Origin of the sequence: Streptomyces sp. S063 (genome assembly GCF_002832675.1) — a bacterium.
Lineage (GTDB): Bacteria > Actinomycetota > Actinomycetes > Streptomycetales > Streptomycetaceae > Streptomyces > Streptomyces sindenensis.
This window is the reverse complement of sequence record NZ_CP021707.1, coordinates 588,411-608,695: the sequence shown is the minus strand read 5'-3', so window position 1 is coordinate 608,695 and position 20,285 is coordinate 588,411. Positions and strand designations below refer to the sequence as shown.

The 20,285-nt window shown below is 68.7% G+C and carries 12 protein-coding genes and 4 pseudogenes; 10 read left to right on the top strand and 6 right to left on the bottom strand.

The genetic code is table 11. The features are described 5' to 3' along the window. The first annotated feature begins 207 nt into the window (after positions 1-207). Both CCZ36_RS02695 and CCZ36_RS02690 read left to right on the top strand, forming a co-directional pair. Positions 208-1,453, top strand: a pseudogene (locus tag CCZ36_RS02695) (IS110 family transposase). 152 nt (positions 1,454-1,605) lie between these two features. Next, entirely contained in the window at positions 1,606-2,589 is a 984-nt protein-coding gene (locus CCZ36_RS02690; RefSeq protein WP_128816960.1) for a phosphotransferase family protein, read from the top strand. 718 nt (positions 2,590-3,307) lie between these two features. Here CCZ36_RS02690 and CCZ36_RS02685 read toward each other — a convergent pair. The 5 genes from CCZ36_RS02685 to CCZ36_RS02665 form a co-directional block, all read right to left on the bottom strand. Continuing rightward, the gene (locus CCZ36_RS02685) at positions 3,308-3,748 is read right to left on the bottom strand and encodes a hypothetical protein (RefSeq protein WP_069736199.1); all 441 of its coding nucleotides are present in this window, start codon (positions 3,746-3,748) and stop codon (positions 3,308-3,310) included. A 223-nt stretch (positions 3,749-3,971) separates the two neighbouring features. Further along, the gene (gene yjfF, locus CCZ36_RS02680; RefSeq protein WP_128816959.1) at positions 3,972-4,949 is read right to left on the bottom strand and encodes a galactofuranose ABC transporter, permease protein YjfF; all 978 of its coding nucleotides are present in this window, start codon (positions 4,947-4,949) and stop codon (positions 3,972-3,974) included. Continuing rightward, the gene (locus tag CCZ36_RS02675; protein ID WP_128816958.1) at positions 4,946-5,953 is read right to left on the bottom strand and encodes an ABC transporter permease; all 1,008 of its coding nucleotides are present in this window, start codon (positions 5,951-5,953) and stop codon (positions 4,946-4,948) included. Before CCZ36_RS02675 ends, yjfF begins: the two co-directional genes overlap by 4 nt. Continuing rightward, on the bottom strand, positions 5,950-7,500 hold the full coding sequence (locus CCZ36_RS02670; RefSeq protein WP_069736202.1) for a sugar ABC transporter ATP-binding protein: 1,551 nt from the start codon (positions 7,498-7,500) through the stop codon (positions 5,950-5,952). Before CCZ36_RS02670 ends, CCZ36_RS02675 begins: the two co-directional genes overlap by 4 nt. Before the next feature lie 76 nt (positions 7,501-7,576). Next, on the bottom strand, positions 7,577-8,542 hold the full coding sequence (locus CCZ36_RS02665; protein WP_069742555.1) for an ABC transporter substrate-binding protein: 966 nt from the start codon (positions 8,540-8,542) through the stop codon (positions 7,577-7,579). Positions 8,543-8,879: 337 nt separating this feature from the next. Between CCZ36_RS02665 and CCZ36_RS02660 the strand changes: the two genes are divergently transcribed. The 4 genes and pseudogenes from CCZ36_RS02660 (at position 8,880) to araA (ending at position 13,900) form a co-directional block, all read left to right on the top strand. Then, entirely contained in the window at positions 8,880-9,911 is a 1,032-nt protein-coding gene (locus CCZ36_RS02660) for a LacI family DNA-binding transcriptional regulator (RefSeq protein ID WP_069736204.1), read from the top strand. 141 nt (positions 9,912-10,052) lie between these two features. After that, on the top strand, positions 10,053-11,729 hold the full coding sequence (gene araB / locus CCZ36_RS02655) for a ribulokinase (protein ID WP_128816957.1): 1,677 nt from the start codon (positions 10,053-10,055) through the stop codon (positions 11,727-11,729). Next, positions 11,729-12,271: pseudogene (locus CCZ36_RS35025) on the top strand (L-ribulose-5-phosphate 4-epimerase); the annotation flags it as partial. The gene araB and the pseudogene CCZ36_RS35025, both read left to right, overlap by 1 nt. Before the next feature lie 138 nt (positions 12,272-12,409). Continuing rightward, the gene (araA, locus tag CCZ36_RS02650) at positions 12,410-13,900 is read left to right on the top strand and encodes an L-arabinose isomerase (protein ID WP_069736207.1); all 1,491 of its coding nucleotides are present in this window, start codon (positions 12,410-12,412) and stop codon (positions 13,898-13,900) included. An 873-nt stretch (positions 13,901-14,773) separates the two neighbouring features. Here the strand turns inward: araA and CCZ36_RS02640 are convergent. Beyond that, a complete protein-coding gene (locus CCZ36_RS02640) occupies positions 14,774-16,168 on the bottom strand; it encodes a family 43 glycosylhydrolase (RefSeq protein ID WP_370738502.1) in 1,395 nt (464 codons plus the stop codon). 1,017 nt (positions 16,169-17,185) lie between these two features. Here CCZ36_RS02640 and CCZ36_RS02635 point away from each other — a divergent pair. The 4 genes and pseudogenes from CCZ36_RS02635 (at position 17,186) to CCZ36_RS02625 (ending at position 20,222) form a co-directional block, all read left to right on the top strand. Then, positions 17,186-18,616, top strand: a complete 1,431-nt coding sequence (locus CCZ36_RS02635) for a glycoside hydrolase family 43 protein (RefSeq protein WP_237302587.1) — start codon at positions 17,186-17,188, stop codon at positions 18,614-18,616. Between the two features lie 48 nt (positions 18,617-18,664). Continuing rightward, positions 18,665-19,333: pseudogene (locus CCZ36_RS36875) on the top strand (family 43 glycosylhydrolase); the annotation flags it as partial. Between the two features lie 2 nt (positions 19,334-19,335). Continuing rightward, positions 19,336-19,617 (top strand): annotated as a pseudogene (locus CCZ36_RS36870) (family 43 glycosylhydrolase); the annotation flags it as partial. Beyond that, positions 19,539-20,222, top strand: a complete 684-nt coding sequence (locus tag CCZ36_RS02625; RefSeq protein ID WP_128816954.1) for an RICIN domain-containing protein — start codon at positions 19,539-19,541, stop codon at positions 20,220-20,222. The pseudogene CCZ36_RS36870 and the gene CCZ36_RS02625, both read left to right, overlap by 79 nt. Positions 20,223-20,285: the final 63 nt, after the last annotated feature.

The following is a 20,285-nucleotide window of genomic DNA, read 5'->3' as shown; positions in this document are numbered from 1 at the left end:
GCGGCCGGCCGAACGTTGATCGTCACGGCACGAGCCCGCCCCAGGGTCGGCCTCGTGATTTACCCGCGAGCCCGCGAGCTCTGCAGACAGACCGAGCCCCTGGAGTGCGCTGGTGTCGCGAACGGCTACTGAGATGGCGGACCTGTGAGTCCTGGGATTAGGACGCTGCGCGACCCGCATGTGCTCGTGACCTGCATAAATGAACGGATCTGGGAGGATGACTCGACCGTGTTCTGCGGCATCGACTGGGCGGAGCGCCACCACGACGTCGCCGTCGTCGACGACACCGGCACCCTGCTCGCCAAGGCTCGCATCAGCGATGACGCGGCCGGCTACAGCAAACTCCTGGACCTGTTGGCGGAACACGGCGACAGCCCGGAGAACCCCATACCCGTGGCCATCGAAACCAGCCGTGGCCTGCTCGTGGCCGTCCTGCGCACCGGTGATCGCAAGGTCTTCGCGATCAACCCGCTTGCCGCCTCCCGCTACCGCGACCGGCACGGCGTCAGCCGCAAGAAGTCCGACCCCGGCGACGCACTGGTCCTGGCGAACATCCTGCGCACCGACATGCACGCCCACCGGCCGCTGCCCGCCGACAGCGAACTCGCCCAGGCCATCACCGTGCTGGCCCGAGCCCAGCAGGACGCCGTCTGGAGCCGCCAGCAGGTCGCCAACCAGGTCCGCTCGCTGCTGCGCGAGTACTACCCCGCCGCTCTGCACGCCTTCCAGGGCAAGGAAGGCGGCCTGACCAGGGCAGACGCCCGAACGGTCCTCACCCTCGCCCCGACGCCGGCGAAGGCCGCGAAACTCACCCTCGCCCAGCTGCGCGCCGCCCTCAAGCGCAGCGGCCGCACCCGCGCCTTCGACACCGAGACCGCGCGCCTGCGGGAGATCTTCCGCTCCGAGTACGCCCGGCATCGCCCGGCCGTCGAGGACGCGTTCGGCCAACAGCTGCTGGCTCTGCTCAAGCAGCTGGATGCCGCCTGCCAGGCCGCGGACGACCTCACCACGGCCGCCGAAGCCGCGTTCAAGGCGCACGCCGACAGCGAGATCCTGCTCAGCTTCCCCGGCCTCGACCCCCCGGCTCGGAGCCCGGCTGCTCGCCGAGATCGGCGACGACCGGACACGGTTTGCCGACGCCAGAGCCCTGAAGTCCTACGCCGGCTCGGCCCCAATCACCCGGGCCTCCGGCAAGAAGCACTTCGTCGGCCGCCGCTTCGTCAAGAACAACCGGCTCATGCACGCCGGCTTCCTCTGGGCCTTCTCATCCCTCACCGCCTCAGCAGGAGCGAACGCCCACTACCGGCACCGACGCGAACACGGAGACTGGCACAACGCCGCCCAACGCGACCTGCTCAACCGCTTCCTCGGACAGCTACACCACTGTCTCCAAACACGGCAGCCGTTCGACGAACAGCGCGCCTTCGCCCCGCTACAGCAAACAGCTGCGTGATCTGGAAGTTGGCCACGGGCTCGTCAGTACACCCACTCAGCTGGCTCTGAGTCTCAGCGTGGGAGTCATATCGGCGAAACTACGCAGTCATTGCCAAGAGTTGGAGGTGGGGCGACCAAGGCATCTGTCGGATAAGTGAGTAGCCTGCCCCCATGGTTGCGGGCGAGGGAACCGAGCACACCGGTAACAATCTTGAGGACCAGGGCTGGGGTGCGACGCGTGCCTGGGTGGAGAAGGGGCTCACCGAGGCAGAACGCATCGAGGACGTCGCGAGGTTGCGTGGCGGCTGGACGTCGGAAATGCGCCGTCTGGACATCTGCGGGCCGGGCGGTCGACGGTCGCTGGTCCTGCGGTCTTTCGTCAAGCCCTTCTACGTTCGCCACGCGGAGGGCCTGCTGACCCGCGAGGCAGCCATTCTGCGCCTGCTCGGCAGCACGGATGTGCCCGCAGCCAGACTGGTGGCGGTGGACCCGACAGCACAGTACTGCGACCATCCGTCCTTGCTCATGTCCCTGCTGCCTGGGACCGTGCGCCTGGGTGATGAGGGCACCGACCGGCGTGCCGAACTGCTGGCCCACCAGTTGCTGCGCATCCACCGGCTGCCAGTGACCGCAGAGGCACGGCCTCGCACCTATCAGGCGTGGACCTCTCCCGAGCGGGTGAACCCGCCCGAAGACACCGAGCAGCCTGAGCTGTGGCAACGGGCCGTGGACGTGATCCGCCGCGAGCCCCCGGACTACCGGGCCTGCTTCCTGCACCGGGACTTCCATCCCGGCAATGTCCTCTTCACCGGCGACGGCGACGGATTGCGGATCAGCGGCGTCGTCGACTGGGTGGAGACCTCATGGGGACCGGCCGACCTGGACGTGGCCCATTGCTCGACAGCCCTCGCCCTGCTGCACGGGGTTTCCACGGGCATGCAGTTCGCCGACCTCTACGTTGCGGAGGGAGGGACGCTGGCTGAAGATCACGCTTCTCATCTCTACTGGCGTCTGCTGGACGCCTTGGCCTTCGCTCCGGACGCGGAGAAGGTCGCCGTCCCATGGCGCGAAGTGGGCCGTGCCAATCTGACCCCCACCTTGCTGACCAGGCGCCTGGAGGGATACCTCCAGGCGCTTTTCGCACGCTACGCCTGAAGCCGGATCGGTGGCCTGCGACCAAGAGAACAACCCCGTCATGCAGGCAGTTGTTCGGGACATTCGAACCACCCGTCTTCCAGGCGAGCCGAGATCGTAAGGGTGCAACGGGTTCGCCTCATGGTCCGCAAGCCGATTACCGAGGCGCCGCTTGACTTGTTCGCCCCCTGAGATGTCTAGGGGGGTTTGGCGAGAGGCAGTCGCGCACAGTCACCTCCTCTCGCCCGCGCCACTGACGCAAGCGGAGTGGCGGTACGTCGTCACCCGCTTGAAGGACGTCCGCCGTGCAAGCCGACCGCCCTCGCCGACGCTTCCCGGCTGAAACCTGGAACACGGAGGTGGCGCGACGGGTCGGGCGATGACCCTGGAGCTGTCCTCAGGGTTGCCTTAACGGAGGTTGGCGGACACCAACGTCGATAATCCGGCTCGTCAGGTGCGGTTGAGCTTCCTGAGCTGATCACCCCCCGAACGCCGACGGGAGGACGTGCTGACCGCCGACAACCGACAGGTGCGGACGCTGCCTGCGTGGTGCGGGAGTCCGTCGGGCAGCACGGACGAGCGCCAGGCCGAGGTCCCGGCGACAGGAAGCCGACCGGCGCTACGGTCGATGCCGACGCCCTTGTCGTCCAGGGCGTCGGCATCGGCGTGAAGAAGTGGCGACGGGGGCGGGATGTTCTCCCGGCCGCGTGGGCCTCGGAGGAGAACGGGTGATCCCTGGTCAGCGGCGGCCGGAGGCCAGGAAGACGAGGAACTGGCCGCCGCCCGGCTCGATGTCCGCGGTCACCGGCAGCCCGGGAACCAGTCGGGAGAACCGGTCCACCAGCCAGTCCGCCGCTTCCTGCGCGTCCCGCCTGGTCGGGCAGCGGCCCACCATCTCGCGGCCCCCCTTGCGCTCCAGCCTCCCGGCAACGGTGATCAGCGGCGCGGGTTCGACCACGTACAGGTGGTCCGGCCAGGCGATGACCACCTTGACCGCACCCTTGCGGGTGTTGCATCCGCGGTGCGCGAGCCGCTCGGTGACCTTGGCCTTCCGGTCGGCGGTCCGGCTGTCGACGCTGGGCCCTCGCGGGTCGTTCACCGACTTGTCGAGGTCGACCGCCTCGTCGCACACCCAGCACCGTCGGCCGTCGCGCTCGGCCACGTCATCAAGGAGACTCATCCGGGCAGGTTAGCCCACCCGGCCGCGCAGCCCATGCGTTCGCCGGGCCGGCGACGGGCTCGCATCGGCGGTGGCGCACACCTGGGTGGGGTGCGCGGTCACCCCGCGGTGCGCAGGTCACAGAGCTTCGCTTCACAGGAACTCCGCTCGACGTGGCGCACCTTCTGCCACCGACGCCCCCCGTGCCCTGCACGGGCCGCAGACGTGTCGACCGGCCTCTGGCTCAGACCTGTCGGCGGACGATCAGACGCTGGAGCACGATGAAGACCAGCAGGAGCGCGCCGATGACGATCTTCGTCCACCAGGAACTGAGGGTGCCTTCGAAGGAGATCAACGACTGCACGGTGCCGAGGACCAGCACCCCCACCACTGAGCCCAGCAGGTAGCCGGTCCCGCCTGCGAGGAGCGTCCCTCCTATGACCACGGCGGCGATGACGTCGAGTTCCATGCCGACGGCGTGCAGGCCGTAGCCGGAGAGCATGTAGAGACTGAAGAGCAGGCCGCCCAGGGCGGAGCAGAAGCCGCTCACCACGTAGACGCCGACCTTGGCCCGGCTGGTGGCCAAGCCCATCAGGCGGGCCGACGACTCACTGCCGCCCACGGCGTAGACGGTCCGGCCGAAGCGGGTCAGGTGCAGGACGTACAGCGCGGCCAGGACCACGGCCAGCGCGATCACGACGCTGTAGGTCAGTGTGATGTCGCCCGGCAGGGTGATGGCCCCGCTCGCGAACTCACGGAACGCGGGCTCGGTGATGGAGACCGACTCGACACTGATGAGGAAGCACAGCCCGCGGGCCAGGAACATGCCTGCGAGCGTGACGATGAAGGGCTGGACCTCGAAGTGGTGGATGACCAGACCCATGAGCAGACCCAGGGTGGCGCCGGAACCGAGGACCGTGACGATCGAAAGCAGCGGAGGCCATCCCGCGTTGAGCGTGGCCGCGGCGATCATGGTCGAGAGGGCGGCGACCGCGCCGACCGAGAGGTCGATGCCGCCGGTCAGGATGACGAAGGTCATGCCCACCGCGAGGACGATGAGGAAGGAGTTGTCGACGAACAGGTTCGCGACCACCTGCCCCGACGCGAAGTTCTCGTACCGGACCGACCCGGCTCCGAAGGTGACCACGAATACCGCGAAGGTGGCGACCACGGGCAGGAAACGCTGGGGAAAGCGCGCGGAGGAAAGAGCCAAGGTGCTCATCCGGCGGCCACCTCCTGGGAGCGGGACGTAGGAACGGCGGTCTCACGGCGTGCGCGGAGCATCCTCGCCGTCCGGGGCGACTGGAGCAGGCAGACGGCGATCACGACGACGGCCTTGAAGACCAGCGTGACGTTGGTCGGGACACCGATGGTGTAGACGGTGGTGGTGAGCGTCTGGATCATGAGAGCGCCCAGCATCGTCCCGGCGAGGGAGTACCTTCCTCCGGCCAGCGAGGTGCCCCCGATGACGACAGCCAGGATGGCGTCCATCTCGATCCACAGACCGGCGTTGTTGGCGTCGGCGGCGTTCACGTTGGAGCTGATCATCAGGCCCGCGACCCCCGCGCACAGACCGGCGAAGACGTAGACCGTCCAGATGATCGTGCGGGAGCGTACGCCCGCGAGTTCGCCCGCCTTGGGGTTGACCCCCACGGCTTCGATGAGCATGCCCAACGCGGTTCGGCGGGTGATGAGGGCGACGGCCGTCAGGACGGCGAGGCTGGTCAGGATCGCGATCGGCAGGACGAGGAAGCCTGAGCCGATCTGCCGGTAGAGCGGATCCTTGACGGTGACGATCTGGCCCTCGGTGAGCAGCATCGCGCCGCCGCGGCCCGCCGTCATCAGGACGAGGGTGGCGATGATCGGCTGGATTCCGAGGACGGAGACCAGGAAGCCGTTCCACAGCCCGAGCAGGACGCACACGCTCAGAGCCAGCAGGACCGCGGTCGCCGCGTTCCCGCCGCCGGATATGTAGGTGCAGGCGATCGCGCCGGCGATGGCGGCGACGGCTCCCACGGACAGGTCGATGCCGCGTGTGGCGATGACCAGGGTCATGCCGACGGCGATCAGGAGGGTCGGTGCTCCGTTGCGGAGGATGTCGATCATGCTGCCGAAGAGGTGCCCGTCCTGGATCCGGAGTTCCACGAAGGAGGGCTCGACGGCGATGTTGAGGACGAGCAGTGCGACGAGGGCGACGAGCGGCCACAACAGCCGCGAGCGCGTCATGAGGCCACCGCCGCGGTGCGGTGGTCGCTCGGAGCGGCGATGACAGACATGATCTTGTCCACCGAGACGTCCTGCCCGGTGAGTTCAGCCACTTTGCGCCGATCGCGCAGGACGACGACCCGGTCGGACACGCGTACCACTTCTTCCAGTTCGGCGGAGATGAACAGCACCGCCATTCCCTCGGCCGCGAGGTCGGCCACGACCTTCTGGATGTGCGCCTTGGCGCCGATGTCGATGCCCCGGGTGGGTTCGTCGAGGATGAGCAGCCGGGGCTTGGTGACCAGCCAGCGTGCGAGCAGCACTTTCTGCTGGTTACCGCCGGAAAGGGTGCTCATGATGGCGTCCGGGTCGGCGGGACGGATGTCCAGCTTCTCTATGTACTCCCTCACCAGAGCGTCGGAGGTGCGCCGCGGGATGGGGCGTGCCCACCCCCGGGCGGCCTGCAGGGCGAGCACGAGGTTGTCGCGGATACTGAGATCGGCGACGACCCCTTCGGCCTTGCGGTCCTCGGAGCAGAAAGCCACCCCCTGGGCGATCATCGCCCGGGGACCGCGGGGGCGGTGTTCCCTGCCGTTGAACGTGAGAGTTCCGGTATGCGCGCGGTCCGCGCCGAAGAGCATGCGGGCCAGTTCGGTGCGGCCCGAGCCGAGCAGACCGGCCAGACCGACGACCTCCCCGGCGTGGATCTCCAGGTCGACGGGGGCGATCGCTCCCGTGCGGCCCAGGGCGACGGCGGTGAGGAGCGGCGCGGTGCCGGGAGCCCGGGCTTCCGAGCGCCGTTGCACCTCTTCCAGCACTCCCAGCTCACGGCCGAGCATCGCTGCGACGAGTTCGATGTGGTTCATCTCGGAAGGCAGGTACTCGCCGACGAGTGAGCCGTTTCGCAGGACGGTCATGCGGTCGGCGATCTCGTAGACCTGGTCGAGGAAGTGGGAGACGAAAAGGATGGCGACTCCGTCGTCGCGCAGCACGCGCACGATGCGGAAGAGCTCGGCGACCTCGTCGGCGTCCAGGCTGGAGGTGGGCTCGTCCAGGACCAGGACGCGTGCGTCCACGACCAGTGCCCTCGCGATCGCCACGAGTTGTTGCACAGCGATCGGGTGGGAGCCCAGAAGAGAGGCGGGTTCGATGGACAGCCCGACGCGGGTGAGCAGTTCCTTCGCCCGCGCGCGCATGGCCCGTCCGTCGATGTGTCCCAGCCGGCGTGGCTCGCGGCCCAGCAGGATGTTCTCCGCCACCGAGAGGTTGGGCAGGAGGTTGACCTCCTGGTAAACGGTGCTGATCCCGGCATCCTGCGCCTGGCCGGGCGCGTCGAAAGCGACCGGTTCGCCGTGCAGGTGTATGACGCCTGTCGTCGGAGGATGCACGCCGGTGAGTGCCTTGATGAGGGTGGACTTGCCTGCCCCGTTCTCGCCCATCAGAGCGTGCACTTCACCGGGGAGCAGACGGAAGTCGACACCCGAGAGAGCTTTGACGCCGGGGAACTCGACGCTGATGTCGCGCATCTCGACCACCGGGGTGCCGGTAAGCGCGGAGGAATCGGTCATGACCAGTGCTTTCGTCGTGGGTGCAGCCCCTGCCACCGGCACGAGGGGCGCGGTGGCAGGGACTGGAGCTCTTGGATCAGTACTGCCGGTCGGGCAGCGCCTTCTTCGCCTGCTCGGGCGTGAAGGTGGTCTCCTCGGTGACCACCCGCTTGGGGACCTTCTCGCCGTCCACGACCTTCTTGGCGAGCTCCATGAGCTGGTCGCCGAGGAGCGGGTTGCATTCGACGATGTAGTTGATCTCTCCGTCGGCCAACGCCTGCATCCCGTCCTTGACGGCGTCAACAGTGATGATCTTGATGTCCTTGCCGGGCTTCTTGCCGGCGGCCTTGATGGCTTCGATGGCACCCAGGCCCATGTCGTCGTTGTGGGCGTAGACGACGTCGACGTCGGGGTGGGAGCGCAGGAAGGCCTCCATGACCTGCTTGCCGCCGGAGCGGGTGAAGTCGCCGCTCTGGGAAGCCTTGATCTTGATGTCGGGGCGCGCGGCGATCTTCTCCTCGAAGCCCTTCTTGCGGTCGATGGCCGGCGCGGCGCCGGTGGTGCCCTGCAGTTCCACCACGTTGACGGGACCCTCGGTGTTCTGGACCAGCCACTCGCCGGCCTTCTCGCCCTCCTCGACGAAGTCGGAGCCGAGGAACGTCTCGTACAGGGTGTCGTCGTCGGAGTCGACCGCGCGGTCGGTCAGGATCACGGGGATGCGGGCCCGCTTGGCCTCCAGCAGCACCGCGTCCCAGCCGGTCTCCACCACCGGGCTGAAGGCGATGACGTCGACCTTCTGCTGGATGTAGGAGCGGATGGCCTTGATCTGGTTTTCCTGCTTCTGCTGGGCATCGGAGAATTTCAGCTCGATGCCCGCTGTCTTCGCGGACTGCTGGATGGACTTGGTGTTGGCCGTACGCCAGCCGCTCTCGGCGCCGACCTGGGCGAAGCCCATGGTGAGCTCGCCGCTGTCGCCGTCCTTGGCCGAGGTGCCGCCCGAACCACACGCCGTCAGTGTGGCGAGCAGCAGAACGCTGACACCCGTGGCGATCTTCTTCAACACTGCTTCCTCCGTGCTCAACTGTGCCCACTCGGGTGGCGAGCTTCGCGTGACCGGAGTCACTGGTGCATCAGAGTGAACGCTCACATCTGCCCCGTCAACCCCTTCGTTACGGCGATTTTGCGCATCTGAAGGCGGGAGGGAGGATGAGATATGTTAGCGCTCATTATCGAGAAGCCCTTGATGTTCACGAGGCTCGGGGCGTTCCGCGCCCAGATCACGGCGGACGCGGGGAGGGGTGCGCTGGCTGTCGGCCCCCTAGCCTGGTTAAGGTTCGGGTGCCGCGTCCCTGCGTGGTCCCTCACAGGTGTCGGGCAGGAAGAAACGGCGGAGTCAGGAGATGCAGGTGGAGGACACCGCGGCGGCTGCCCGGGTACGCGAGCCGGCGATGACGGATGTGGCGCGACTTGCCGGGGTCTCCCACCAGACGGTCTCCCGCGTCCTCAATGGGCATCCCAATGTCCGGGAGCAGACGCGGCTGAGAGTGCGTGCTGCCATCACCGAGCTGGGGTACCGCCCCAATCGTGCCGCACGCACGCTGGTGACCGGCCGGTCCCAGCAGATCGGCGTGGTGGCGCAGAACTCGACCCTGTACGGGCCCACCTCCATGCTGGCCGCTTTCGAACTGGCCGCCGCGGCCCAGGGCTTCGCGGTGAGCGTGCGGCGGGTGCGCGTCCTCGACCGCTCCTCCATCGCCGCGGCGGTGGAGCACCACCGCGACCAGCGGGTCGCCGGCATCGTGGTCATCGCCCCCACCGCCTCCGCCGACGAGGCGCTGGCGGAGATCCCGGCCGATGTTCCCCTGGTCGCCGTGGACGGGGACCCCGGCCGGGGCGGAGCCCTGGTCACGGTCGACCAGGAGGCGGGCGCCTTCGCCGCCACCCGGCACCTGCTGGAGGCCGGGCACCAGACCGTGTGGCACATCTCGGGCCCGTCCGACTGGTTCGACGCCGCGGGCCGGGCGCGCGGGTGGCGGCGCGCTCTGCACGAGGCCGGCGCCGAGATCCCGCCCGTCAGTTCCGCGGACTGGAGCGCGTCCTCCGGCTATCGCGCGGGCCAGATGCTGGCCCGTATGCCGGATGTGACCGCGGTGTTCGCGGCCAACGACCACCTTGCGCTCGGAGCCATCCGTGCCTTGGCCGAGCGGGGCCGTCGCGTCCCTCGCGATGTGAGCATCGTCGGATTCGACGACGTCCCCGAGGCCGAGTTCTTCTCGCCCCCGCTGACCACGGTGCGCCCCGACTTCGACGGGGTGGCCACCGAGACTCTCAGCCTTCTGCTGGCCCGGATCGAGGGCGAGTCGGGGCCCTCGCTGCGCACGCTCAACCCCACGCTCATCCCGCGGGAGAGCGTCGCGGCTCCGCGCGACTGAGCCAAGCCCTCAGCCGATCTTCTTGATTCCGGCCTGAGCACGCTCACATGCCCAGACATTCCCGTCGGCGGATGTCTTGACGCGCAGATTGTTAGCGATAACACTTCGGATGTCCTTCTACGAACGATCAAAGGTGGCTTCATGGCCGACGAACCTGACTCCCTCGTAGTCGGTGTCGACTACGGCACGCTGTCCGGACGGGCCGTAGTGGTGCGGGTCCGCGACGGCGCCGAGCTGGGCACGGGCGTCCACGCCTACCGTCACGGCGTCATCGACCGGGCCCTGCCCGCGACGGGCCGGGCCCTCCCGCCGGACTGGGCGCTGCAGGTTCCCGAGGACTATCTCGACGTCCTGCGGATCGCCGTGCCGGCCGCGATCGCGGACGCCGGGGTCGATCCGGCCCGGGTGATCGGAATCGGGACCGACTTCACCGCCTGCACGATGGTGCCGACCACCGGGGACGGAACCCCGTTGTGCGACCTCCCCGAGCTCGCCGGGGATCCACACGCGTACGTCAAGCTCTGGCGCCACCACGCCGCCCAGCCGCAGGCCGACCGGATCAACGCGCTGGCGCGGGAGCGCGGGGAGAAGTGGCTGCCGAGGTACGGCGGGCTGATCTCCTCGGAGTGGGAGTTCGCCAAGGCGCTGCAGTTGCTGGAGGAGGCGCCCGACGTGTACTCGGCCATGGAGCGGTGGGTGGAGGCCGCCGACTGGATCGTCTGGCGACTCACCGGGGTCTACGTACGCAACGCCTGCAGCGCCGGCTACAAGGGGATCCACCAGGACGGCGAGTACCCCACCGCGGACTTCCTCGCCGAACTGAACCCGGCCTTCGCCGACTTCGTGACCGAGAAGCTGGACCAGTCCATCGGCCGGCTCGGCGACCGGGCCGGCGGTCTGAGCGCCGAGGCCGCGGCCTGGACCGGACTGCCGCAGGGCATCGCGGTCGCCGTCGGAAACGTCGACGCGCACGTCACCGCACCGGCGGCCGGTGCCGTGGAGCCCGGCCAACTGGTCGCGATCATGGGCACCTCCACCTGCCACGTCCTCAACGGCGACACCCTGCGCGAGGTCCCCGGCATGTGCGGCGTGGTCGACGGCGGCATCGTCGACGGGCTGTGGGGCTACGAGGCCGGGCAGAGCGGTGTGGGGGACATCTTCGCCTGGTACATCGAGCACCAGGTCCCCGAGAGCTGCCACCTACAGGCCCGGGAACGCGGCCTCTCCGTCCATGAACTGCTCACCGAACTGGCGGCGAACCAGCAGGTCGGTGAGCACGGACTGATCGCCCTCGACTGGCACAGCGGCAACCGCTCGGTGCTCGTCGACCACGAACTGTCCGGGATGGTTCTGGGGCAGACCCTCTCCACCCGGCCCGAGGACGTCTACCGCGCACTGCTCGAAGCCACCGCGTTCGGCACGCGCACGATCGTGGAGACCTTCACCGCGGCGGGCGTACCCGTCGACGAGGTCATCATCGCCGGCGGCCTGGTGCGCAACGCGTTCCTGATGCAGCTCTACTCCGACATCCTCGGCATGCCGCTGTCGATCATCCGCTCCACCCAGGGGCCGGCCCTCGGGTCGGCCCTCCACGCGGCCGTGGCCGCGGGCGCGCACCCCGACGTCCGGGCCGCCGCCACCGCCATGGGCTCGGTCGACCGGGCCGTCTACCGGCCGCGCCCCGCGGAAGCCGCCGCCTATGACCGGCTCTTCGCCGAGTACACCGCCCTGCACGACCACTTCGGCCGGGGCGGCAACGACGTCATGCGCAGACTGCGCGCCATGCGCCGCTCCGCCATCGAATCGAAGGAGAAGTGATGGACGCCGCCGACAGCGTGAAGAACCTCCGCCAGACCGTCGCTGACCTGCACCGCGAACTGACGCGATACGGGCTGGTGATATGGACCGCCGGAAACGTCTCGGCCCGCGTTCCGGGGGAGGACCTCATGGTCATCAAGCCCTCCGGCGTGTCCTACGACGACCTCAGCGCGGACACGATGGTCGTGACCGACCTCCACGGCAACCTGGTCGAGGGCGACCTGGCGCCGTCCTCGGACACCGCCGCCCACGCGTACGTCTACCGGCACATGCCCGAGGTCGGCGGAGTGGTTCACACCCACTCGCCGTACGCCACCGCCTGGGCCGCGCGCGGCGAACCCATCCCGTGCGTCCTGACCATGATCGCCGACGAGTTCGGCGGCGAGGTCCCGGTCGGCCCCTTCGCGCTGATCGGAGACGACTCCATCGGACGCGGCATCGTGGACACCCTCCGCGACAGCCGCTCGCCCGCCGTCCTCATGCGCAGCCATGGCCCCTTCACCGTCGGCCGCGACGCGCGTGCGGCGGTGAAGGCGGCCGTCATGGTCGAGGACGTGGCCCGCACCGTCCACTACGCGCACCAGCTCGGTACCCGGACGCCATCGACGCGGCCGCCGTGGACCGGCTCTACGAGCGCTACCAGAACGTCTACGGCCAGTGAGCCCACGAGGGGAAGACCGATGAACACCACCACCCATCCGCAGATCTGGTTCCTGACGGGGAGCCAGCACCTCTACGGCGCCGAGACCCTGAACCAGGTCGCGGAGCAGTCGGCCGGGATCCAGGAGATGCTGGCCGCTTCCGGGCGGATCGGCGCCGACATCGTGGGCAAGCCGGTCCTGACCGAGGCCTCCGCCATCAGGCGGACACTGGAGGCCGCCAACACCGACCCGGACTGTGTCGGGGTGGTCGCGTGGATGCACACCTTCTCTCCCGCGAAGATGTGGATCTCCGGGCTCGACGCGTTGCGCAAGCCGCTGCTGCACCTGCACACCCAGCTCAACCGGGAACTGCCGTGGTCGTCCATCGACATGGACTTCATGAACCTCAACCAGGCCGCCCACGGCGACCGTGAGTTCGGCTACATACAGACCCGCATCGGGGTGGCCCGCAAGACCGTGGTGGGCCATGTGTCCGACCCGGAGGTCGTCAGGCGGGTGGACGACTGGGTCCGTGCTGCCATCGGCTTCCACCGCATGCGCAACCTCCGCCTGGCGCGGTTCGGTGACAACATGCGCGACGTGGCCGTGACCGAGGGCGACAAGGTGGAGGCGGAACTCCGGTTCGGCGTCAGCGTCAACACCTATGGCGTCAACGACCTCGTCGAGCTCGTCGACGCCGTGACCGCCGACGAGATCGACAAGCTCGTCGGCGAGTACTCCGAACTCTACCGACTGGCACCGGAGTTGATGCAAGGTGGCGATCGCCACTCCTCGCTGCGCGATGCGGCCGCCATCGAGGCCGGTCTGCGTCGGTTCCTGGAACAGGGCGGCTTCGGCGCCTTCACCACCAACTTCGAGGACCTCGGCGGACTGCGTCAGCTCCCCGGCCTGGCCGTCCAGCGGCTCATGGCCGACGGTTACGGCTTCGGCGGCGAGGGCGACTGGAAGACCTCCGCACTGCTCGCCGCCGCGAAGGCCATGGGACCGCGGGCCTCGTTCATGGAGGACTACACCTACCACTTCGGGCCCGGCACGCCCAAGACCCTCGGCGCCCACATGCTCGAAGTCTGCCCCTCGATCGCTGACGCCCGGCCGTCCTGCGAGATCCACCCCCTGTCGATCGGAGGGCGTGAGGACCCGGTGCGCCTGGTGTTCGACGCCGCCGCCGGTCCCGCCACCGTGATCGGTCTGGCCGACATGGGCGACCGATTCCGGCTCGTCGCCAACGACATCGATGTCGTCCTGCCGGACGAGCCGCTGCCGTGCCTGCCGGTGGCGCGGGCCGTGTGGGAGCCGCGGCCCTCGCTGTCCACCTCGGCCGAGTGCTGGCTGATGGCCGGCGGCCCGCACCACACGGTCCTCACCACGGTGGGGTCGGACGTGCTGCGTGACTTCGCGCAGATGGCCGGCACCGAGTTGGTGATGATCGACAGCACCACGACGGCCCATGACTTCGAGGACCGTCTCCGCTGGAACCAGGCGTACCACCGGCTCGCCCAGCGGATGTGACCCGGGCCGAGGCGTGACGCGGCCCTCCCGCAGGAGGGAGACCCCGCCCGGCCGGTCAGCCCCAGGTGCTCGCCGGTGCTCGCCGACGAGAGCCGCAGCGTCCACACCGAAGGCTGTTCCACCCGGCCTGCCCGCGTGCCGGACGGATCGGTCGCCGCGGCACAGCACCGAGCGGGGGTACACGGCGGGGCGCGCTGTACCGGACGGGCCCCCGCCGGGGCGCCGTCCGCACGACAGCCGTGTGGGCGGGCCACGTCTGTGGCCCGCCCACACGGCTGTTCTGCGAGGCACCGCACGGCCGCCGCGCAACCCTGAGGATCAACTCCCTGCCCGCGCCATCGTGCACACCGCGGTCACCACGCCGGCCAGCGGCTTCCCGCTCCTACGGAGGGTCCGAGGGGTGGGCCTGGGAGGTCGATGAAGATCTTGGTGAGGGGCTAGCTGCGAGGTGACCGACGAGATTCACGGGCCGCTACGGTCTACCCCGCGGTGATCATGACGAAAGGTGATGCGATGAGCTACGCAGAGGTCAACGGCCTGTCTCTGTACATCGAGGAGCATGGTTCCGGTGAGCCGTTGATCCTGCTGCACGGCGACGCCGCGGATCCCCGCGGATCACGCGGTCGCTGTACGTTTTGTCCGCCGCGACACCGTCCGGCGGCCGCCGTAAACGCCCAGGCCCCGGCCGCGGGATCCGGAGCTTGTCCACGACCGACTCGAACTGCGTGCAGTCCGCTGCCGATGGTTCCGCCACCGCCCCCAGCGGTGGTTGCTCCTCGGCAACAGCGGCTCTAGCACCGCCCACTCGCCGTCCGTGAGATCTCCCTGTTGAGCATGACCACAACAGCGATCGGCTGATCGAAGAGACACTGCCTAAGTGGTGGAGTAGGTGGCGTCGGCCCGGTCCAGCGCCGAGTTCACCGGCTGCAACTGCAGAAGGCTGTCGTAGTGCCGCAGGTAGCGGCCCGGGTAGTTGAACGACTCGAAGGAGAGACCGGCCGACGCGTCGGCCAGACCGGGCCTGCGGTGGTAGGAGGCGTCACCGGAGAACAGAGAAGATCCGTCGTTCCTCTCCAGCCAGACCTCGAATCCCTTGTGGCGCAGGTAGTAGCCGGGGAAGTTCGTCGACTCCAGGGAGACCGTGCCGTTGCCGGCCAGTCCGCTGACGATGCGGAACTGCGAGTCGGCGAGGTCGGTGACGTTCGCCTCCACCCGGGCGCGCAGACCTGAGTGGCGGATGTACCGGTCGGGGAAGTTGAACGAGGAGAAGCGGACGGGGGTGGGGCCTTCGGCGACAGGTACGCCGAAGTTGGGAGTGCCGTCGCTGTTCCAGTACAGCTTCTGCATCCGGGTCTGCCGGTTGGGGTCGTTCAACGGGTCGCCGTTGATGTCCCGGTAGGTACGGGAGTGGTAGACCATGATGTCCGACGCACCGTCCTCGGAGACGGTGAAGGAGTTGTGGCCCGGACCGTACTGGCTCGTCGCCGTGTTGCTGGTGAAGACGGGCGTGGGCTTCTTGGACCAGGAGGCGGGGTTCAGCAGATCGGCCGTCCGGTCGGCCGTCAGGAGCCCCAGGCAGTAGTTGCTGTCCGTGGCACTGGCGGAGAAGGTCATGAAGACCTTGTCACCCTTGCTGATGAAAGCCGGCCCCTCATTGACCCGGTGGCCTCTGGTCTCCCAGGCGTGGGTGGGGGAGGCGATGCGGGCCGGACGGCCGCTGATGGTCCAGGGGTTGGACATCCGGGCGATGTAGATGCCCGTGCCGTCGCCGACGGCGGGATCGGCCTGTGCCCAGCTCAGGTAGCGGGTGCCGTTGTGCACGAAGGTGGTGGCGTCCAGGGAGAACGTGTTCAGCGGCAGACTGATCCTCCCCTTCTCGCTCCAGGCGCCGGTGAGCGGATTGGCGGCACTCGACTCCAGGACGTACGGACGGATCGCCCAGGGGTCGTCGGCGGGGGCCGCGGCGAAGTAGACGTACCACTTGCCGTCGATGAAGTGGATCTCCGGGGCCCAGATGTGTGCGCCCATGTCACCGGTGGCGTGCTTGGTCCAGATCGTTGTCTCGGGGGCGGTCGACAGCCCCTGAAGCGTGGTGGCCCGGCGCAGGATGATGCGGTCGTAGGCGGGAACGGTCGCGGTGTAGTAGTAGAAGCCGTCCGTGTGCTTGTGGATGTGCGGATCGGCGCGTTGCTGGGCGATCGGATTCACGAAGGTCGCCGCCGGAGTGGGCGCAGCCGCCGAGGCGGGGGCCGGTATACCGATCGACAACACGGCCAGGACGGCCGACGCGGTGAGCAGGCCGCGACTTCTGAGCCTCACGGGAATCTCCTTCGTCGATGATGCGAGGACGGCAGCGGACCGGTGTCCAGCGTTGGCTCCGGGGCGGGAGCAGCGCGGGCCGGGCGACCGGGTCTGCGCGCGGGAAAGCGGAGGGCGCCGGGGAAGGCTGTGCCCACGAGCCGTGAGTCCGGCCGCCCGCTCGGCGGTCGGCCCGGGCGCGGCTCTTCGAGGACGGCGCGGTCACGAAGGGCCCTTTCTGGACGACACGGCTCCTCCCGAGAACGAGTAGGGCGGGTACGTGGTGGATCGGCCCGGCCCTCACCGACGAGCGGTCGAAGGAGGCCTCGATCGGTGTGAACGTTAACAGCGCTTGTTCGTCGGCTCAATCCCTCGGAAACAACTCCTCGCGTCGGCCGTACTCCGCGGCGGGTGACTCCCGTTCGCCGGGCTTGCCCCTGGTCGGCTTGTCGTACTCGCAAAACATCGCGGAACATTGACGTGGGCCCGGCCGGCGAGGGGGCGGCGTGGTGGAGGAGGGCGGTTCCGCAGGTCGCCTGTTCAGGTGGCGGAGGAAGTGAACTGCCGGCCAACACGCGAGTGTTATCGATAACAGAAGGGGTTGTCGGTGGTGGATGTGTGAGCTACGTTACGTGCTGCTCACCGCCGTCGGTCCGGCGTTCGTACCCATCGCAGGCAAGTTGCCCACGAGGGGTGTTCGCGGTTGACCGCGTCGGGCCGGTCAGGGAATCCGTCGCTGCCGGGCGACGGACACCGAGCGCCTTCTCGGCGGCCGCGAGAACGAAGGGCCCGGGTCGGCGGAGCCCGAAAGCACCGCTGCTCCACTGCGTCATGCCCCGCACACGCATGACCTCTTCGCCCTGCCTGCCTCTTCCCACTCACCGCGTCGCAGACGGAACCGACCGCTCCTGACCTTCCTTCGGAAAGCAGGCATGGCATCTCCGCCTTCCCCGTGCTCGCCTGCCCCCACACGCGAATGGATGCCTCTTGAGAAGATCTCATCGGAGTCGGCTCGCCCGCTGGCTCGTCGCGGCTTCGCTCGCCGCCACCGCCGTGGTCGCCGAGCCCGCACATGCGTCCCAGCCCACCGACGCGGCGAGCAACGCGACTGTGGCCGCCGACGATGCGGGCTACGTCATGGGCTACTTCAAGGAGTCCCTCAACGGATCGGGCGACGTGAACGCCCTCCACCTGGCCCTGAGCACCGATGGCCTGGAGTGGACACCGCTCAAGGACAACAGGGCGGTGCTCACACCCACGGCCGGCACCAAGGGCCTCCGCGATCCCTTCCTGTACCGGCTCAACGACGGCACCTGGGTGGCCGTCGCGACGGACATTCCCAGAGGGGGCGATTTCGCCGCTCCCAATCCGAACATCCACGTCTGGACCTCCCCGGACCTGGTGAACTGGTCCGCCGACCGGTTGCTCAACGTCAACCGGACCAATCCGAACTCCTACAGCTGGGCGCCTGCCGTTCACTGGGACCGGAGCCGGCAGGCGTACGGGATCACCTACTCGACGGTCCCCGAGGGCAGCAGGTACTCGGTCATCGCGGTCGCCTACACCACCGACTTCCGCACCACCACCGCGCCCATCACGTTCTTCGACGGCGGCCCGGCGGGCGTCATTGACTCGCATGTCGTGACCGACGTCAACGGCATGAACTACCTGTACTACAAGGACCACGCGACCGGCGGCCTGGTCGGCGCCCGGTCGGCGTCGTCGGACCCGGGCAGCTTCAGGCGCTACGGCGGCACTCTCGCGGAGAACCCGTGCACCGAGGCCCCGACCGTGGTCAAGTCCCTGACATCCGGCACCTGGCAGGTCTGGGGCGACACCTTCTGCCCGAACGCGAGGTTCGATGTCTGGGAGGGAGACCTGGCGTCCGCTTCCTGGACGAAGCTCGACCGCAGCCGGTACACCGCGCCGTTGAACGCGAAGCACAATACGATCCAGACCGTGACCGCCGCAGAGTACGACCGGCTGCTGCGGACGTTCGGCGGCACGGAGGGAAAGCGGCTGAAGTCGTACAACTTCCCGGGCCACTTCGTCCGGCACGCCAACTTCGACGCCGGGATCGCCGAACAGCCGTCGGAGCCCCACCTGGACTCCGTATGGCGCCTGACGCCCGGTCTGGCCGACGCCGACGGGGTTTCGTTCGAGTCACTGAGCTTCCCCGGCCACTACCTGCGGCACCAGGGGTTCGCGGTCAAGCTTCTCCGCGACGACGGAACGGCACAGTTCGCGCAGGACGCCACGTTCCGTCGTGAGCCGGGTCTGGCGGACCCGGACTGGTCGTCCTTCCGCTCCCTCAACCACCCCGCACGCCATCTCCGGCACGCGGGCTTCGCCCTGCGCATCGATGAGGCGGTGAGCGCCGGCGGCCGTGCCGACGCGACCTTCCGCGTCGGGTACTGACCTTTCCTCGATCCGCGAGGGCCCCGGGGGCCGCTCCTCGCGTGTGGTGTGCGCGAGGAACGGCCCGGGGCCCGGCCCAGACCGCTCTCCAGCTCCTTTTGCCCCTCACCCGGCACGACCGACGCCCCCAGGAGGCACGGTGTCATTCGCTCGACAACGAACATCGACAGGACGACTTCTCCTGTTCGCGGTGGCTCTCGTCACCATCATGAGCATCAACCTCATCGGATCCCCCGGGTCGAGGCGGCGCCCGGCCCCTCCTTCACCAATCCCGCGGTCGGCGCGCCGAACAGCGCCGACCCGACCTTGGTGTACCACGAGGGCTTCTACTACTACGTCGCCACCACCTGGTCGTCCGACATCGTCATGCGCCGGTCGCCGACGCTGGCCGGTCTGCGTGACGCCCCGGAGCGCCTGGTCTTCCGCACCGGCGGGACCGCCATGTGGGCGCCGCATCTGGAGATGGTCGGTGACCGCTGGTACCTGTACTACTCGATCGAGCAGAGCGGCGGGCCCCGCAGGACACACGTCCTGGAGAGTTCCGGGCGCGACCCGCTGGGGCCGTACACCGACCGCGGCATCATCGACCTCATGCCCGACAACGGCTGGGCCATCGACGCGAGCCTGCTGAAGCTCAACGGCAGCCTCTACATGACGTTCTCCGCCTTTGCCCCGCAGGACAACCTGCAGTCGATCTACATCGCGCCGATGGTGAACCCGTGGACCGCCGGAGCGACCGGGACACGGATTTCGGCCCGACCCTGGCCTGGGAGCGGCAGGACGGAGCGGTCAACGAGGGGTCGTTCGCCCTACAGCGTGACGGGCGTACCTTCCTCACGTACTCGGCCAGCCACTGCAACGGTCCCAACTACAAGCTGGGCATGCTGGAGTACCGGGGCGGCAGCCCTCTCGCCGCCGCGTCGTGGACCAAGCACGCCGAACCCCTGTTCCAGCGCGACGACGCCGCAGGCGTCTTCGGGCCGGGACATCACTCGTTCTTCTCCTCTCCGACGGCAGCGAGACCTGGATCGCCTACCACGCGAACTCCTCGGCCGCGCAGGGCTGCGGGACGTCGCGCACGACCCGCGTGCAGAAGATCTCCTGGAAGGCGGACGGAACACCCGATCTCGGCACCCCGGTGTCCACCTCGACCGTCGTCCAGGGGCCGTCCGGCGAGGCGGGCGCCGCCGCGGCACCGGTCGCACTCCGCAACAGGCACAGCCGCCTGTGCCTGGACGACCGTGATTGGGCGACCGCGCCCGGGTCGGCCGTACAGCAGTGGACCTGCAACGGGGCTGCGGTACAGGACTGGGCCATGACGCCGGTGAGCGGCGGCTACTACCAGATCCGCAACCGGCACAGTGGTCTGTGCCTGGACAACTACAACTGGGGGACCGCGCCGGGCGCCGAGGTCCGGCAGTGGACCTGCAACGGAAACAACGCCCAGCAGTGGCGCGTCAGTGCGGTGGGGGAGGGCTTCTCCACTCTCAGCAACCGGCACAGTGGTCTGTGCCTGGACAACTACAACTGGGGGACCGCGCCGGGCGCCGAGGTCCGGCAGTGGACCTGCAACGGAAACAACGCCCAGCAGTGGAGCATCGGCTGATCACCGGCCTCCGGGTGGGAGCGCCCACGCCCCTTCGGCTGCGTCGTACGCCTTCTGCCGCAT